Source organism: Carnobacterium sp. GW821-FHT04C06, from assembly GCF_059420345.1.
On the sequence record NZ_JBWKTN010000001.1, the window covers coordinates 121,673 to 140,176 of the forward strand.

Annotated in this window: 14 protein-coding genes; 2 read left to right on the forward strand and 12 right to left on the reverse strand. The window is 34.3% G+C overall.

Annotation, left to right across the window (positions count from 1 at the left end):
• Positions 1-55: 55 nt before the first annotated feature.
• The gene (locus AC07SW_RS00580; RefSeq protein WP_463684581.1) at positions 56-961 is read left to right on the forward strand and encodes a magnesium transporter CorA family protein; all 906 of its coding nucleotides are present in this window, start codon (positions 56-58) and stop codon (positions 959-961) included.
• Positions 962-1,469: 508 nt separating this feature from the next.
• Here AC07SW_RS00580 and AC07SW_RS00585 read toward each other — a convergent pair.
• The 11 genes from AC07SW_RS00585 to parE all read right to left on the reverse strand — a co-directional run bounded on the left by AC07SW_RS00585 (position 1,470) and on the right by parE (position 16,483).
• Positions 1,470-2,384: a hypothetical protein gene (locus tag AC07SW_RS00585; protein WP_463684580.1), complete on the reverse strand. Its 915-nt coding sequence runs from the start codon at positions 2,382-2,384 to the stop codon at positions 1,470-1,472.
• Between the two features lie 193 nt (positions 2,385-2,577).
• Positions 2,578-3,261: an antiholin-like protein LrgB gene (lrgB, locus tag AC07SW_RS00590; RefSeq protein ID WP_034569692.1), complete on the reverse strand. Its 684-nt coding sequence runs from the start codon at positions 3,259-3,261 to the stop codon at positions 2,578-2,580.
• 1 nt (position 3,262) lies between these two features.
• Positions 3,263-3,706 carry an antiholin-like murein hydrolase modulator LrgA gene (lrgA, locus tag AC07SW_RS00595; RefSeq protein ID WP_463684578.1) on the reverse strand — a complete coding sequence of 148 codons (444 nt, stop codon included), beginning with the start codon at positions 3,704-3,706 and terminating at the stop codon, positions 3,263-3,265.
• A 165-nt stretch (positions 3,707-3,871) separates the two neighbouring features.
• Complete coding sequence (locus AC07SW_RS00600; RefSeq protein WP_463684577.1) at positions 3,872-4,603, reverse strand: LytTR family transcriptional regulator DNA-binding domain-containing protein; 732 nt, start codon at positions 4,601-4,603, stop codon at positions 3,872-3,874.
• 4 nt (positions 4,604-4,607) lie between these two features.
• Positions 4,608-6,356 (reverse strand): LytS/YhcK type 5TM receptor domain-containing protein, encoded by a 1,749-nt coding sequence (locus tag AC07SW_RS00605; RefSeq protein ID WP_494632072.1) that lies wholly within the window; start codon positions 6,354-6,356, stop codon positions 4,608-4,610.
• 136 nt (positions 6,357-6,492) lie between these two features.
• On the reverse strand, positions 6,493-7,407 hold the full coding sequence (locus tag AC07SW_RS00610) for a manganese-dependent inorganic pyrophosphatase (protein ID WP_119908060.1): 915 nt from the start codon (positions 7,405-7,407) through the stop codon (positions 6,493-6,495).
• Positions 7,408-7,460: 53 nt separating this feature from the next.
• Positions 7,461-8,414 carry a LysR family transcriptional regulator gene (locus AC07SW_RS00615; RefSeq protein WP_119908061.1) on the reverse strand — a complete coding sequence of 318 codons (954 nt, stop codon included), beginning with the start codon at positions 8,412-8,414 and terminating at the stop codon, positions 7,461-7,463.
• A gap of 106 nt (positions 8,415-8,520) precedes the next feature.
• Complete coding sequence (gene pflA / locus AC07SW_RS00620) at positions 8,521-9,279, reverse strand: pyruvate formate-lyase-activating protein (protein ID WP_034569680.1); 759 nt, start codon at positions 9,277-9,279, stop codon at positions 8,521-8,523.
• 65 nt (positions 9,280-9,344) lie between these two features.
• Positions 9,345-11,591, reverse strand: a complete 2,247-nt coding sequence (gene pflB, locus AC07SW_RS00625; RefSeq protein ID WP_034569678.1) for a formate C-acetyltransferase — start codon at positions 11,589-11,591, stop codon at positions 9,345-9,347.
• A 406-nt stretch (positions 11,592-11,997) separates the two neighbouring features.
• A complete protein-coding gene (gene parC / locus AC07SW_RS00630; protein WP_034569677.1) occupies positions 11,998-14,466 on the reverse strand; it encodes a DNA topoisomerase IV subunit A in 2,469 nt (822 codons plus the stop codon).
• Positions 14,456-16,483: a DNA topoisomerase IV subunit B gene (gene parE / locus AC07SW_RS00635; protein ID WP_034569676.1), complete on the reverse strand. Its 2,028-nt coding sequence runs from the start codon at positions 16,481-16,483 to the stop codon at positions 14,456-14,458. Before parE ends, parC begins: the two co-directional genes overlap by 11 nt.
• A 387-nt stretch (positions 16,484-16,870) precedes the next feature.
• Here parE and plsY point away from each other — a divergent pair, with 387 nt between their 5' ends.
• Positions 16,871-17,479 (forward strand): glycerol-3-phosphate 1-O-acyltransferase PlsY, encoded by a 609-nt coding sequence (gene plsY, locus AC07SW_RS00640; protein WP_269845361.1) that lies wholly within the window; start codon positions 16,871-16,873, stop codon positions 17,477-17,479.
• A 48-nt stretch (positions 17,480-17,527) separates the two neighbouring features.
• Here plsY and AC07SW_RS00645 read toward each other — a convergent pair whose 3' ends face one another.
• Positions 17,528-18,406: an aldose 1-epimerase family protein gene (locus AC07SW_RS00645; RefSeq protein ID WP_376711486.1), complete on the reverse strand. Its 879-nt coding sequence runs from the start codon at positions 18,404-18,406 to the stop codon at positions 17,528-17,530.
• Between the last annotated feature and the right edge of the window lie 98 nt (positions 18,407-18,504).

Sequence of the window (18,504 nt, forward strand, 5' to 3'; positions counted from 1 at the left end):
TGGGAAATTATTGTTATAATTCAAAAGGAATCAATACGAAAGAGGAGGAATCTCAATGATTACTAAAACACCTTTTAACAATCATAAATATAATTGGATTAACATTAATCTGGAGGATGCTAGTGAACTAGAAAATTTTTACGAAGAATACGGCATTGATAATGAAGTCGTTGCTTATTCGCTAGATAGAAATGAACGTGCTCATTTAGATTACGATCAGACCACAAATACTTTTGTTTTAATTTTTAATTTACCAAATCAAGAAAAAATAGACAATCACTACGAAACCATTCCCATGACTTTTATCATTAAAGATATGCAATTAATTACGGTTACCAATAATAAAAATCAATACGTTGTTCAGAAAATGAAGCATTATTTGACTAAAAATGAGAGTACCACGATTTTTAAATTTTTATTTGGTTGTCTGTTTACCATTACAGATCTATTTTTCCCTTATATAGAAGAAATGAATTTTGATCGAAAAAAAATCAATGACAAATTGAAAGAAAAAACAACGAAACAAAATTTACTTTCATTATCTGATTTAGAAACAGGAATTGTTTATTTTGTTTCTGCCTCAAAACAAAATTTAGTATTATTGGAGCAAGTAAAAACGCATATTATTTATCGGACACTAAATACCAACGAGAAAGAGCAGTATGAAGATGCTTTAATTGAAGCCAGACAGTTAGTTGAAATGACTCAATTATCTTCACAAATTTTACAGCAGCTATCTGGAACTTATAATAATATTTTGAACAATAATTTGAATGATACGATGAAAATCTTAACCGTTTTATCCATTTTGTTAACCGTTCCCACAATCATTACAGGCTTTTTTGGTATGAATATGCCCCTTCCATTAGAGCATAATGCTCTTGGATGGATTATTGCAATTTTTATTAGTGCGATTCTATGGTTTGGGCTTTCAGCAATTCTACGTAAGATATTGAATTAAAGATACTTGTAATGGTAATTTTTGAGAAAAAAAAACTATTTTCTTTTGCTGCAAGATCAGGCTAAAGGTTGAAAATATACAACTTAAAAAATGGACTCGTTGCCCATAAATCAATATCAGACAAGGTGTTAACAATAATCGGTAGCTTATTTAATGTAATTTCTATTTAGAAAAAGTTAAAAAGGTAACAATTATTGTTCATATTTTAAAAGACATTTATGGAATACAAACTCATAAAACAGCAACTGACAAATACAAACTATATCTGGATGAAATAAAAAATTTCAGATCAATTGTTTTTCCGCATAACGCAAGATACACATGCTTTTATGTGGAAAAATGAAAGATTTGAAAAATAAACAGGGAGGGATGATAGAATTTATGACCTAAAAAATTATCAAATCCTAGTTTACATAATATATATTATACAAAGTACAGATAGGTAAAAAAAGAAATAACTATTTAATTTATAGTCATTTCTTTTTGCTTTTTATCTCATTTTAATTGTCTAGTTAGTGTATTTTTCTAAAATTTCTTTTAACTTCTCTTGTGCTTCTTTATCATCTGATACTTTAAATGATTTTTGAGTATTAGGTTCGTATAATGCAGTTAAATTTCCTGTATTATCTGCAACATAAAAACAATCAGAGAATGCTCCGTTACTAGGAGATTCATAAACTACTCCATTATCACCTAAAAGATATTTAACAATAGGTTTTTCACTATTCGCAACTGTACTAAATCCAGTTGCAGTAGATGGGTTATTTTCTGGATTATCAACTTCATTAGTATTCCCAGTTGTTCCAAAATTCGAATAATAAAAAATAACTCCTCCTAGAGAGTGGATTGGAAAGTGACTATATCCTGGTTTCCCTTCTAAATCTTGTTGTTGTACTTGAATAAAACCATCAGGTGAGAGTGCATACCAATCACCTATACCACTTGCTCCATGATTAAAATAATTCCCACTAACCGCCATACCAGCTATTTTCGCACGACCATCAGACCACTCAAGAAATTGATTATTTATTCCTTGTTTTTCTTCTTCTGTATAGACTTTCGCCAAATTTTTATTATCGCTTGAAGAATTAGAATTTTCTTTTTTCTTATCTATTTCATTTGATGAATCAGTTACTTTAGACTCATTTTCCGATTCATTAGATACTGATTCATCTGCAGTGGAATTACTTTTGCTGTCTTCCTTATTTTCCGATGTTTTTGCTTTTTCAGATCCTATTTTTTTATCTTGTATACTACTTTTTTCTATGTCTGCTTTATTTTTATTGCTATTACTTTTACCTATAGAAATACTTATTATAAATGCTCCAATTAAAACAATTGCAATTACTATACCTACATACATTAATTGTTTCTTCGTACTGTTTTTTTTCTTTCCCACTCTTGATTTCCCATTTTTTTTCATCAGCAACTTTTCTCCTTTTAATAAATTTTCATATGAACCTAAAAGTATAAGCTTAAAAGAAATACAACTAAATTATACTCTAGTTGTAGGAATTAATCTAATCTTTATTTAAAAATTATAGGTATATTTCTATATTAGTTATTTTTAAAATCCACATTAAATTAATATGAGAAATTTTTCTATTTAATACAATTTATAATCCAATAAAAACAGCAAATGCGGGTACAACAATGACTGTTACAACCCCTACTACTACAACCGCAATACTTGCCATCGCAGCTTCAACTTCACCCAATTCAATTCCAACAGCAACTCCTAGTGCATGTCCACTTGCTCCTAATGCCAAACCTCGTGCAATCGGATTTTTAATATTGAATTTTTCTAATAAAAAACGTCCTAATGCGTAGACAATCACCGCATTGAAAATAACAGCAAAGGACGTAATAGCAGCAATACCTCCAATTGATTCTGATAAAGGGACTGCGATTGCTGTAGTTGAAGCTTCTGGTAATAATGAGGCCATAATTGAATGATCTACATGAATGACACCTGATAAAAGATACACAACAACTACAGAACCAAATGAACCGACAATGATTGCTGAAACAATTTGTACCCAATATTTTTTCAAAACATCTACTTGTTTATATAGAGGGATTGCAAAGGCGATGGTTGCAGGCTCTAAAAAGAAACTGATCATTTTTCCTCCGCTGCTATACTCTTCATAACTAAAATGACCTACTTTTAAAAAGAGAATCCCTAACACCATTGCTACAAATAATGGCGTAAATAAGAAGAAACCTTTTGATTTTTTAAATAAAAAAGTACCTATTCCAAATGCAACCATTGAGACAATAATACCAAAATAAGGAGTCATCCTAATTCACCTCTTCTAATTTTTTAGAGTGTTTCTTAACGGAAAGACGCCGTTTCAATCCATTCCAAGAAAATGTTTGTTTCTTTTTTAAATTCAATAACGCAGTTGCTGTCCAACCAGTAATGGCTAATAAAATCGTAGTTGCAATAATAATAATCAAAACAATCTGTAGTCCATATTGACCCATAATTCCCAAAGAATTTATAACAGAAATACCAGATGGAACAAACAAAAAGCTAATCAATCCAGTTAAACTAGTTCCTAATGCCTCTACTTGTTCTAATTTAACAATTTTTAAACAGAGTGCAATAAATAATAAAATTAACCCCATGACTGAAGCCGGCATTGGAAATGGTAACACTCCCACAATAAAGTTGGCTAGTAACATAATAAGTGCAAAAACAAAAGCTTGTTGTAAAAATGAATAAAGTTTCTTAGTTTCCATATCTTATCGCTCCCTCAAGTTCTTTTGATAGGTTTATTATACTAATTTTCAAGGTTTGTGTACGCTTTCAACGCTGAAATGACAGTATGTTAAGCTGAGTTACCAAAATCACTAGCTGACTGACCGTAAACAAAAAAGAGAAGTCCATTTGACTTCTCTTTTGATTTAACTTAATCCAATTTGCTCCTTAAGCTGTTTAACATAAGATCGACTTACGGGAATCTTATCCCCATTCTTAACCGTAATCTGATACGTATGATTAAACCATGGTTGAATTTCTTGAATAGCTTCACGATTTACAATAAAGCTACGATGCGTTTTAAAGAAACGATTGGAGTCCAATCTGTTGGCCAAATGAGTCAATGTTTCACTTGTATCATACTGTTGATCTGTTGTAAAAATATGGCTAGCCCCATTGTCTACACTTATATATAAAATATCTGCAACGGTCAGGATAAAAATACGCTCATCTACCTGTACAGCTATCGTTTCCCTCCCCTCTTTTTCCTGTAAATGTGTTGTTTCTTTTGTAGAATTGGTTAATTTTAAACACGCCTTTTCTACTGCCTGCTTCACACGTTCCGCTTCAAACGGTTTTAAAATATAATCAATCGCATCTACTTCAAACGCTTTTAATGCATACTCATCATATGCTGTTGCAAAAACTATTTGTGGAGGATGCTGCATTCTTTTGAATTTTTCAGCCAAGTCAAATCCACTTTCATCTGTCAAATGAATATCAAGAAAAACTAAGTCCGGTTTTTGATTGACCATCTTTTCTAAAGCTTCTTCAATAGATTCTGCTTTGTCAATTGATTCTACATGACCGTGTAGTTCAACTAAGTAGGCTAACTCATCGCGAGCTAATGGTTCATCATCAACAATTAATATACGCATCTTTTTACCGCTCCTCTTCAATTGGAATAGTTAATAAAACTGTCGTACCACCTGTTTCATTTTGAAAAAAATGCAACTGTGATGCTGAACCAAATAAGCCAACCAAACGTTTATTTAAGTTGTCTAAAGCAGTTCCAGTTCCCTTTTCTGACTCGATTGCCTCTTTCCCAATTTTTTCTAAACGATCTGGTGAAATTCCAATCCCATTATCGCGAACTTCGATTGCCACAATATGGACTTGCTTTGTTAACTGCACCACTATTTGATTATCTACTTTTCGATTTCCAAATGCATGACGAATCGCATTTTCGACTAAAACTTGAAGTAAAAATGGAGGCAATAACAAGGCATCTAAATCAGAATCAATCTTAAAATTTACTTGGTAGCGTTGTGGAAAACGTGCTTGTTCTAGTGATAGATAGGCTTCTACATGTTTTAATTCAGCGGTTAAGGGAATTAACACTTGTCTAGCTCCTTGTAAATTCGCTCTAAAATAAGTGCTTAATTGAAGTAGTAAGATCCGAGCCTGTTCTGAATTTTGTCTCATTAGAGCTGAAATCGTATTCATGGCATTAAAGAAAAAGTGTGGGTTCACTTGTGCTTGTAATGATTTAATTTCAGCATCTTTTAATAATTTTGATTGAATTTCTGCTTCACCTAGCTCCAATTGACTTGAAAAAATAGCACCTAGCCCTTCTGCCAACTGTTCTTCCACATGAGTTAACTTTGTTACATCGGTAAAATACATTTTTAATGTGCCTACAACCTCTTTTTTTGAAGTTAATGGAATAACAATCGCTGCACTTAACTGACAACTTGGATTGCTACACCCTATTTGAATTTTTGATTTTGCAATGGCCAGTTGGCCAGTTTTTAAAACATCTCTTGAAAGTTCGGTGATCACTTCTAATTCAGGAATATGGTGATCACTTCCAGCACCTACATGAGCTAAAATTTGATGTGTATCCGTCATACTAATGGCGGCTACTTTTGTGTATTTTTTTATAATTTTGGCTACTTCACGACACGAATTTTCTGTTAGCCCCTCTCTAAAATAAGGGAGCGTCTTTGCTGCCAATTCGAGAACATCATGGGTTTGAACTGCCCTCATCTGCTCTTCTTGTTTAAGTGTTGAGGTAATAATAGATAAGAAAATAAAGGTTCCTATGCTGTTTAACAAAACCATTGGAAAGGCAATAAATTTTACTAATAACCAACCTTCAGCAAATGTTCCGCTAAAAATAAAAACAAAGAGCATCTGAACTAACTCCATTAGTGCTCCAATCCCCGCTGCTTGTATAGGAGAAGGAAATTGATTTTTCCTTGCGAAACGATCACCCACTAAGCCGGAAAAAATACCAACTAAACTAGATGAGAACAAATAAAATAAGGAAGTTCCCCCACCCTGTATGACGCGATGCATCCCTGCAAGCAATCCGACTCCTATTCCAACAACAGGCCCTCCAATCAAGCCGGAAACGCCAATCGCTAATGTTCGAGTATTGGCAATGGAAGCATTATCCGATAGAACAGTTAAAAAATCAGTAGAAATAATTTTATTTTCTGTGATTTCAACACCTGTAAAATTGGAAATAATAGCAAATAAAGTAAAAATTGCCATTAATTGAAACTTAGAACTCAACCATCCTCGATTTAATAAAATTATTTTAAAATAAGAAACATTTACTAATAAATAAGCGAGCAAAATAATTAAACCTACTCGTTCCATCATCATAATAAATAAATTAAACATCGATTACGTCCTTTCATAAAGTATTCTATTTAGTTTATCATGATTTATAATAAATAAGCAATTGTACGATTACTTATATAATTACCTCTTAACTAAAAAGAAGTCCCTACTAAAAACTAGTAGGGACTTTTTTTAATTAACTTAAAGCTTCTGTTAATTGAGGGACAACTTGTTTTTTACGTGATACAACACCTTTTAATAACGCTTTATTATTTTCTAGAGTAACATCAAATGCTTTTTCAACAGCGGAAATAGGCTCCCCAACTGCTAAAATAACCGAATCGCTATCTAAAATATTGGTTACCACTAAGATAAATAAGTCAAAATCTTCCTTTTTCATAGCTGCTTCTAAATCTGCTTGTTTGACAAAAACATCATTGATATCGACTGTATTGACTTGCGCGATACGAACGTTTTTGTCACCCATTGGGAAGCTTTTAGCATCCATATTTAATAAGTCAGCTGCTGATTTATCTGCTAAGTTAGTACCAGCTTTTAATAAATCTAAGCCATAGGTTTCTAAATCGATTTCAGCAATCGTAGCAAGCTCTTTAGCAGCTGCAATATCTTCTTGGGTACAAGTAGGTGATTTAAACAATAAGCTATCTGAAATGATCGCAGAAGCCATTAAACCAGCAATCTCTTTAGGAATAGCGATTTGCTGTTCTTTGTACATTTTTAAAATGATTGTATTGGTACATCCAACTGGCTCAGCACGGTAATACAAAGGATTTGCTGTTTCAAAGTTTGCGATACGGTGATGATCCACTACTGCCAATACTTCAACATCACGAATATCTGAAACGCTTTGTTGAAACTCATTATGATCTACTAACATTACTTGATTGGTTTCATTTGCAACTGTTTCAACTACTCGTGGTGCAGCTACATTAAAATAGTTTAAAGCAAAGGCTGTTTCTTCACTAACATTTCCTAGCGCAACTGCTTCAGCTTCAACCCCTAATTGCTTTTGTAAATACGCAAATGAAATTGCGGATGTGATGGCATCTGTATCTGGATTCAAATGGCCAAAAATTAACACATTACTCATATAAAAAATCTCCTTTAAATTCATTAATAGCACTACTTCTTAAATTTAACCGATTAGTCCTCTGATTTCAAGCGTGAATTGTAATCAGATTCAATTAAGTGGGCATCAAAACTGCTTAAAAAGTTTTCAATACGTGGAATTTGATCCTTATCACTTCGATAAACAAAAGCCATTTTAAATTTAATCGCAGGATCAAAAGGGATGGCTTGAAGCTCTGCCTCACGCTCATGAGCTTTAACGTAAGAATTTGGTAAGGCTGTGTAACATTCAGTCGCATTACTAAATTTATAAAGCTGAGAAGGTGTTGTGTATTGACCCGCAACTTCAGGTAAATCAGCTAATTGGTTTTTGTAACTTTCTTTAATGACTTCATTCATGTAGTAAGATTCAGGATAGGTCACCCAACGATTTCCTGTTGTATCTTTCATTTTGATTTTTTTCTTTTTAGAAAGAGCTTCATCATGGTGTAAGAAAAGGATTTCTTCTTCCATAATTTTCTTAGATTTATAAGGTTTCCAATTTTTAATACTCTCATCAGGTAAGTACATAATTGCTAAATCAATTTTGTTGTTCTCTAATTTTTCCCATATCTCTTTACGAGACAACATTAATAGTGTCACTTCAACATCTGGATTTTCATGATAGTAGTCAATAATAAAATTAGTAAATACTTTATCTTCAATGGATGACAATAAGCCAATTCTGATTTTCCCGATGGTTGCACTTGTTGTCTGTTGAATCTCATCCGTTGCGGCGTTTAAGATATCATATACTTCATGTGTCGTGCGTAACATGGTTTTACCAGCATCCGATAGATGTAATTTTTTCCCAACTGAATAAAATAGAGGTGCTCCAGCGATGCGTTCTAATTTTTTAATCTGTTGCGTTAAGGCAGGTTGAGTAATTCCAAGTAATTGAGCTGCTTGCGTATAGTTCATTGTTTCAGCAAGCTGTAAAAAGTAATTTAAAGTTTTGGATGAAAAAATATTATCCGACTTTGTTTTCATAAGGTGTTCTCCTTTAAAATTAATTATAATAACTAATTCTATGATAATCAAAAAAAAGAAAAAGAGCAACAAAAAGTTGCTCTCTTCATTATTTTTTTCTTATATATTAATTTAAATAACCTGTATAGTCCGCTGTCTGCAAAATTTTCTTCGCATTTTCTACACGTTCTGTCGTAGGCGTTTCAATTCCTTCTAAGGGATAAGGAATACCCATTTCTTGATACTTATATAATCCCATTGTGTGATAAGGCAATACTTCAACTTTTTGAACATTTGAAAGTGTTTTAATAAAATCAGATAAACGAATTAAATACTCATCATAATCGGTTCTTTGCGGAACCAAAACGTGTCTGATCCAAACAGGTTGATTAATTTCAGATAGATACTTCGCCATTTCTAAGATGTTAGAATTTCCTAAACTAGTTAGCACTTTATGTTGTTCATCGTCAATATGCTTAATATCAAATAAAATTAAATCAGTATACTTCATCAGTTCTTCAAACTGGCTAAAGAAAGGTTCTTCACGGGTAAAAGGTTTTCCGCATGAATCAAGGGTTGTATGCACACCAGCTGCTTTGGCTTTTTTAAACAAATCAATTAAAAATTCCATTTGCAATAACGGTTCTCCACCACTGACTGTTATACCGCCATCTTTTCCCCAGTACGTTTTATAACGTAAAGCTTCTGCAAGAATATCGTCTGTCGAACGTTCTTTGCCACCGCCAATTTTCCAAGTATCCGGATTGTGACAAAATTGACAACGCATCCGACACCCTTGTGTAAAGACGATAAAACGAACACCAGGTCCATCCACCGTACCAAAATTTTCAGTTGAATGAATACTACCTATTACAGCTTGTGTCATAACTGCTCCTCATTTCTTTGAATAAAAAGAGATGACAATTGCCACCTCTTTTTATCTAATTTTAATTATAAATGATCGTGTGATGTTCTTGCAATAACATCTGCTTGTTGTTCTGGAGTTAAGTCACGGAATTTAACCGCATAACCAGATACACGAATGGTTAAGTTTGGATATTTTTCTGGATGCGCTTGAGCATCTAATAATAATTCATTTGTAAATACGTTCACGTTTAAGTGGTATCCGCTGTTGTCGAAGTAACCATCCATTACGTTACGTAAGTTGTCAATTCTAGTTTCTTCATCTTTACCTAAACCAGTTGGGTTGATTGTTTGAGTATTCGAAATACCATCTAATGCACAACCATAGTTTAAGCGAGCTGTTGAATTAAGTGAAGCTAATAATCCGTTCTTTTCACCTAAGAATGCACCATCTTGATAAGATGGGTTTGCTCCTGGTGCTAAAGGTTTACCAGCACGACGTCCATCTGGAGTGTTCCCAGTAGCTTTACCATAAACAACGTTTGAAGTAATTGTTAACAATGATGTTGTTGGTGTTGAGTTACGGTAAGTGTGTTGACGTTTGATTTGTGTCATGAAGTAATCAAGAATCCAGTTAGCTGTTGCATCTGCTTCTTCTTGATCGTTTCCGTAAGTTGGGAACTCTTGAGTTGGTTTGTAATCAATTGCTAACCCATTTTCGTCACGGATAACTTCAACATTACCATGTTTAATTGCCATTAAGCTATCAGCAGCATGAGAAATACCTGCAATACCAGTTGCAAAAGTACGTTTCAAGTTGCTATCCATTAAAGCTAGTTGAGGTGCTTCATAAGCATATTTATCATGCATGTAGTGGATAACGTTTAATGTATTTACATACAATTCTGCTAACCAATCCATAATATCTTTATAACGATCAATAAATTCGTTGTAGTCTAATTTATCACCAGTCATTGGTCTAAATTTAGGTCCAACTTGTGCTTTAGTCATTTCATCTACGCCACCATTGATTGCGTAAAGAACCGCTTTAGCTAAGTTCGCACGCGCTCCAAAGAATTGCATGTCTTTACCAACAACTGTTGCAGATACACAACATGCGATTGCACAGTCATCTGATCCCCAGTTTGCACGTAACAAGTCATCATTTTCAAATTGGATTGAAGAGCTTTCTTTCGCAATTTTAGCTGCAAATGTTCTGAAACCAACTGGTTCTTTAGAAGAATACAAAACAGTTAAGTTAGGTTCTGGAGAAGGTCCCATATTTGTTAATGTATGAAGAATACGGAAGTCATTTTTAGTAACTAATGAACGGCCATCTAATCCCATACCAGCAATTGATAATGTTGCCCAGATTGGGTAACCAGAGAACAATTGGTTGTAATCAGGTGTACGAGCAAATTTAACCATACGTAATTTCATAATTAAGTGGTCAATTAATTCTTGTGCTTCAAATTCAGTAATTAAGCCAGCTTCTAAATCACGTTGGATATAGATATCTAAGAATGCTGAGATACGTCCAATTGACATTGCTGCTCCATTTTGAGATTTGATTGCTGCAAGGTAACCAAAGTATAACCATTGGATGGCTTCTCTAGCATTTTTTGCTGGTTTAGAAATGTCAAAACCATATGATGCTGCCATTTCTTTAAGTTGACCTAATGCTCTGTATTGTTCTGAAATTTCTTCACGTAAACGAATAACGTCATCAGTCATTACTTTATTCCCAGTATTTGCATGATCCTTAGCTTTTTCTTTCATTAAGAAATCAATACCGTATAAAGCGATACGACGGTAGTCACCGATGATACGGCCACGGCCATAAGCATCTGGTAAACCCGTAATGATTTTGTTTTTACGAGCTGCACGCATTTCAGGAGTGTAAGCATCAAAAACACCTTGGTTATGTGTTTTACGCCAGTCAGTAAAGATATTTGTCATTTCATCATCAACTTCGTAACCGTTAGCAGTTAATGCGTTGTTGGCCATGTTGATTCCGCCAAAAGGCATGAATGCTTGTTTCAATGGTACATCTGTTTGTAATCCAACGATTTTTTCTTCTTCTTTAATTAAATAGCCTGGTTTGTGTGAGGTAATTGTTGCAGGAATATTGCGATCCATGTCGTAAACGCCATTTTTTTCATGTTGCACATCGAATAATTCTTGCAGTTTAGTCCATAGTTTGTCAGTACTTGGTGCGATTGGCTCTAAAAATGAATCGTCGCCTGTGTACTCTGTGTAGTTTGCTTGGATGAAATCTCTTGTGTTAACCGATGTTCTCCATTTTTCGCCTTTAAATCCATTCCATTGTTCCATAATAAAATGAGCCTCCTATGATAACTGTTTTTTGTTTTTTAATGAACTTTTAACTAAATGTAACAGTTCTTACAAAGACAGTATAACACGTCGATTTAAAAAAACAAGGTTTTTATGCGTATTTATTTTACAAACTTTCGTTTTATTGAAATATTACACTTATAAACATTGATTTAACAACATATTAAGTATGTGAAATAGTTATTTAACTTCCCTTTTTTTCTATATTTTTTCCGTTTTCTGTTACACTTGAAACACCCTATCTGTACTATAATACAGATCTTTTTTCATCTTATAATAAATAAAAAATAATACAGATAGTTCAATCAAGTTCACTTTTGAACGAATTAGTTTACAAAAAAAGTGTCAAACTAAGAATTTCTTCTTAATTTGACACTTTCTATTTTTATTTTGGCGCATCTTTTGATACTACTGGATATGGTAAGACTACTTGAACTAACACAGGCTCCCCATCAACTGATTCATCTAAAACGAATGAGCCATTTGAGTAGCGATCACTTACTTGATAGTTTTGACTACTTAATAAAATTTCTTTATCTTTTGTAGTCAGGATAACAATTTCAGTTTCTTTCGTTACTTCAACCATTGCAACAAGACGATGCGGCATTTTTTTAAGTTCTCTTAGAACCATCAGCCCACGTTTTGCTCGACCTAATGTGTCAAAGTCGCTAAGATTCATTTTCTTCACACTGCCACGTTGAGTAATCATCATGACATCGGTTTTAGCTTGATTACGATTAATCAGCAATCCGCCTATTACGCTGTCTCCGTCTTTAAGATTAATGGCTTTAACCCCCGCTGCTTTTGCACCTACAACAGGAACTTCAGTAACTGGGTATCTTAAACCAAAACCACGGTTCGTTGCTAGGAAGACATCTTGATTTGCAGTATCCGTTGAGTAAATAACATTCACTAACTCATCTGTTGCTTGTTTTAACTTAATCGCAACGGAAGCTTTCGTTTTATAACCACGCCCAGCAATAAAATCTTTGGCTGCAGTTTGTTTGATCATTCCATCTTTGGTAATAAAAGTAAAGGTTGCTTCTGGAAGGAAGTCCACTAATCCAACGGTTTTAACGATGGTTTCGTCAACCGCTAAACCAATTGTTTGAGAAATATGCTCCCCAATATCTTTCCAACGTAAATCTGTGATTTCATGGACTGGACGATAAATCAAGTTTCCTTTGCTTGTAAACATTAAAACATGATTTAAGGTATTCATTTGCTTCACAAAGATAGGGAAGTCAGTATCCTTAATACCTAGTTCTTCTGGCTTCGAAGCGCTGTAAGAACGTAAACTACTGCGTTTTAAATAGCCTTCTTTTGTAACAGAGACCATCACTTCTTCTTGCGCCACTAAAACTTCGGTATCAATTTTCAATTCTTCAATTTCATTTTGAATAACCGTTTTTCTTGGGTTGGCAAATTTTGTTTTGATTTCTGTTAACTCTTCTTTCATCACACGAGCCATTTCAGAAGGATCTTTTAAAATTTTTGTCAATTGGCTAATAGTTGTTGCTAATTCTTTCGCTTCTTTTTCAAGTGCAGTAATATCTGTATTCGTCAAACGATATAACTGCAAGGAAACAATCGCTTCAGCTTGTAATTCTGAAAAATCAAAAGCTGTGATTAAATTTTCTTTCGCATTTTTTTTATCCGTACTGCTACGAATCGTTTCAATTACTTTATCTAGAATTGAAAGAGCTTTGATTAAACCTTCAACAATGTGTTGTCTTGATTGAGCTTTATTTAAATTAAAAGTCGTTCTTCTAGTTAAGACTTCAATTTGATGATCAATATACGCTGTAAGCATACGAACAATTCCCACTTGTTGCGGGCGTTTTTTATCGATTGCTACCATATTAAAATTATACGAAACTTGTAAATCGGTATTTTTTAAGAGATAGTTTAAAATTCCCTCAGCATTTGCTTCTTTTTTTAATTCAACAACAATTTGCAAGCCTGTTCGATCGGATTCATCACGAACTTCTGCAATGCCATCAATTTTTTTATTTAAACGAATTTCGTCCATTTTTTTCACAAGGACAGCTTTATTCACTTCATAAGGGATTTCGCTAATGACAATTTGTTGTTTGCCACCACGCAAATCTTCAAAATGCGTTTTAGAACGCACAATCACTTTGCCTTTCCCCGTTTCATAAGCTTGTTTGATACCATCCAAACCTTGTAAAATTCCACCAGTTGCAAAATCAGGGCCTTTTAAATACTTCATTAAATCTGCCACACTTGCTGAGCGATTATCAATCAAATGAATAGTTGCGTCAATTACTTCACCTAAGTTGTGAGAAGGAATATCGGTTGCATATCCAGCTGAAATACCAGTAGCTCCATTTACCAAAAGGTTTGGGTAACGAGCCGGTAAAACAGTTGGCTCTTCGTCAGTGTCATCAAAGTTTAATACAAAATCTACTGTTTCTTTGTCAATATCTTTTAAAAGTTCCGCCGAAATTTTAGAAAGACGGGCTTCTGTATAACGCATTGCAGCTGGAGGATCGCCATCCATACTTCCGTTATTCCCGTGCATTTCAATTAAAACTTCTCGTAATTTCCAATCTTGACTTAAGCGAACCATTGCTTCATAAACACTAGAATCTCCATGTGGATGATAATTCCCAATAACATTTCCGACTGTTTTAGCAGATTTTCTAAACCCTTTTTCTGCAGTATTGCCTTCAACATTCATCGCGTATAAAATTCGTCTTTGAACGGGTTTTAAACCGTCACGAATGTCTGGGAGTGCACGTTCTTGGATAATATATTTAGAGTACCTACCAAAACGATCCCCCATCACTTCTTCCAGGGTTAATTCCTGAATATCCGATCTAATCTCCATTTTCGCCACTTCCTTCTAGCTCATCTAATAATTCAACTTGCTCAATTTCCGGTTCAAGTGAATCCATCATTTGATTATTTTCTAAGATACTTCCGCCTTCTTCTAATGAGAATTCAACGTGGGATTCAATCCACTTACGACGTGGTTCTACTTTGTCTCCCATCAAGGTGGAAACACGACGTTCTGCTTGAGCAGCATCGTCAATTCGAACACGAATTAAAGTTCTTGTTTCTGGATCCATCGTCGTTTCCCATAATTGGTCGGCGTTCATTTCACCAAGTCCTTTGTAACGTTGTAAAATATATCCTTTACCAAAGGTTTTTGTTTTAGCTTCTAATTCTTCATCTGTCCAAGCGTATTCAATCACTTCTTTTTTACCGGTTCCTTTTGACAATTTGTATAAAGGCGGTAATGCGATATAGACTTTTCCAGCTTCAATCAACGGTTTCATATAACGATAAAAGAATGTCAATAACAGCACTTGAATATGGGCACCATCGGTATCCGCATCAGTCATAATGATGACTTTGTCATAGTTACAGTCTGCTAAATCAAATTCAGGACCAACACCTGCACCGATTGTATAAATCATGGTATTGATTTCTTCATTTTTTAGAATATCTTGTAGCTTCGCTTTTTCTGTATTAATTACTTTTCCGCGTAAAGGTAAAATCGCTTGAAATTTACGATCACGGCCTTGTTTAGCAGAACCTCCGGCTGAATCTCCTTCGACTAGATAGATTTCATTCCGTTTTGGATTTTTGCTTTGTGCAGGCGTTAATTTCCCTGATAAAAGCGATTCATTCTTTTTACGTTTTTTCCCGTTACGACTTTCTTCTCTGGCTTTTCTAGCCGCGTCTCTAGCTTCTCTCGCCTTAATGGCTTTACGAACCAACATTTGACTGACTTCGCCATTTTCAATTAAATAGAAACCAAGTTGTTCCCCAATAACAGCATCAACAGCAGCTCTAGCTTGCGGAGTACCTAGCTTGCCCTTTGTTTGTCCTTCAAATTGAAGAAGATCTTCAGGGATACGCACAGAAATGATTGCAGCTAATCCTTCTCTAAAGTCGCTTCCTTCTAAATTTTTATCTTTTTCTTTTAATAAACTTACTTTGCGAGCATATTCATTAAAGGCTTTTGTTAAAGACGCTTTCATACCCGATTCGTGTGTACCACCATCTTTTGTTCGCACATTATTAACGAAGGACAAGATATTTTCTGAATAGCCATCATTGTATTGAAAAGCAAATTCAACTTCGATTTGGTTGTTTTCGCCAGAAAAATAAGCAACTGGATTTAATGTATCTTTTTCTTCATTTAAATACTCAACAAATTCTTTGATGCCTTCTTCGTAATGGAAAATCTCTTGTTTTTCAGTTCGCTCATCAATTAGCTCAATTTTTAAACCCTTTAATAAGAAAGCAGATTCTCTTAAACGTTCAGATAAAATATCGTATGAATACTTAACTGTCGAGAAAATAGTTTCATCTGGTTTAAAGTGCACGATTGTTCCATTTTTTTCTTTTGTGGTTTTAACTTTTTTTAATGTATCAGCGGGAATTCCGCCATTTTTAAATTTTTGTTGATACATTACACCATCACGAACGATGGTAACAGTTAGCCATTCTGATAGAGCATTTACAACGCTGGCACCAACACCGTGAAGTCCACCTGACGTTTTATAACCACCTTGTCCAAACTTTCCTCCCGCATGTAACACAGTAAAGATTACTTGTACGGTTGGAATTCCTGAAGCATGCATCCCAACTGGCATCCCACGTCCATTATCCTTAACGCTTACACTATTATCCTTGTGTAAAGTTACAGTGATTTCAGTTCCATAACCGGATAAAGCTTCGTCTACTGAATTGTCTACAATTTCATAGACTAAGTGATGCAACCCTCTACTATCGGTTGAACCGATGTACATTCCTGGGCGTTTTCTGACAGCTTCCAGTCCTTCTAGAACTTGGATTGCTTCATCGTTGTATTCCATATTTATTTTTTTTGGCATTCTCAAAACTCCTTAGACCATAGAAAATAGGCGCATATTACTTGTATAACTGGCGCATCTACACAATGATACTCTATCTTTCAAGTAATGGAAAGCGAAAATCATCTTTTTTACTAAACTATCGAAAATACGTTCGCTTTATTTGAGAAAACTTTTATTTTCAGTTTTTATGTAATTTGATTTAAATTCACATTACTAAATAAGGTTAAAGCACAGTGTTTTTATACGTTCATCTAACATGAACTGCTTCTTTAATCTAACGCATTCTTTTGAAAAAAGCAAATCTAAATCGTGAATTTCAGTAATTTAACTAGTAAAGACTACGCTAAAATGCTAAAATATTGCGAGTGAAGGATATTTTGAAGTTATAAGGAGCGAATTCATTTGCTGAAAATCATAATTATGTTTGTTATCGCCTATTTATTAGGATCGATTCCGTCTGGTGTCTGGATTGGAAAATTATTTTATAAAAAAGACATTCGCCAATTTGGTAGTGGCAATTCTGGAACAACGAATACGTACCGTGTTTTAGGAAAAACAGCTGGAACCATTGTTTTAGCGATGGATATTTTAAAAGGAACGTTGGCTGCAAGTTTGCCTTATTTCTTTCATAGTGACATTAACCCATTGATTATTGGACTAGGCGCCATTATTGGTCATACATTTCCAATTTTTGCTGAATTTAAAGGTGGCAAAGCCGTTGCGACAAGTGCTGGGACATTGCTAGCTTATAATCCACAATATTTCATTATCTGCGCTTGCCTATTTGTCACACTGATTTACCTGACTCGAATGGTGAGCCTATCAAGTATGTTAGGAATGTTGATTATTGCCCCACTTAGTCTCGTATATCACGATTGGATTTTAACAACCATTGCTTTTATTTTATTATTTTTCATTACGTATCGTCATAAAGACAATATTAAGCGCATTAAAAATGGCACTGAAAATAAAGTACCTTTTGGCTTAGGCTATAAGAAAACAACTAAAAACTAGCAAAAACCTCTTATGGATTGAACAATTCAATCCATAAGAGGTTTTTTATTAATTTACAGTTATTTCAAAAGCTGCTTCAAATGATTTTTGAGGGGCCAATGTTTGAATACCTAATTTTTCTTCAATCTTGCCGGTAGCATTCATATCATCTGCAATTCCAAACCATGGTTCGATGCAAACAAAAGGAGCGTCCGTTTGGGGTGGCGACCAAATGCCCACATACGGAAAGTCAACGAATCGAACAGCTACAGAATGTTCTGTTTTTTCAGATTTAATGGTAAAAATATTTTCACCTTTCGTTTCATAAATCATTGCATCATTATCGAATAAACTACGGGTCAAAGCAATATCTGTATTTGTTTGAGCCAATGTTTTACATGGTGTATTTAAATACGCTCCTGACAACGGAATCGTTGTTCTGGTTTTTCTTGGTGAAAAAGAAAAATAGTAGTCTTCAAACGTCGTATCAGTTGTCAACGGAATATTAAATCCAGGGTGTGCGCCAATTGAAAAATAAAGTGGCTCATCAGAAGCTGGATTTTCAACATGATAGGCTGTTGTCACAGTATTCCCAGTTAAAGTATACGTAATCAGCAAATGAAACGCATATGGGTAGCGCTCTTTAGTACTTGGACTATCTGATAATTTCAATGTCACGGTGCTATCTGTTTGATGCATTATTTCAAATTCACAATCTCGTGCAAATCCGTGCTGACCCATTGGGTATGTTTTTCCAGCCACTTCGTAGCGGTCTTCTTTTAAACGTCCGACAAATGGGAAAAGAACAGGAGCATGTCTCCCCCAGTATTTGGGATCTGCTTGCCATAAATACTCAATCTTGTTGTCTTTTCTTTTAATACTGGTAAGTTCTGCGCCTTTAGTTAAAATAGTAACGGTTAATGTATCATTTTCAAGTTTGATCATAATCCTTTCCCTCCTTTTAATGCATTCAATAAAATTGATTATATCATAGTTTAACTCTTTATTTGAAACCATTTTCAGCTTTTAGGTAAATTTAAATAAAA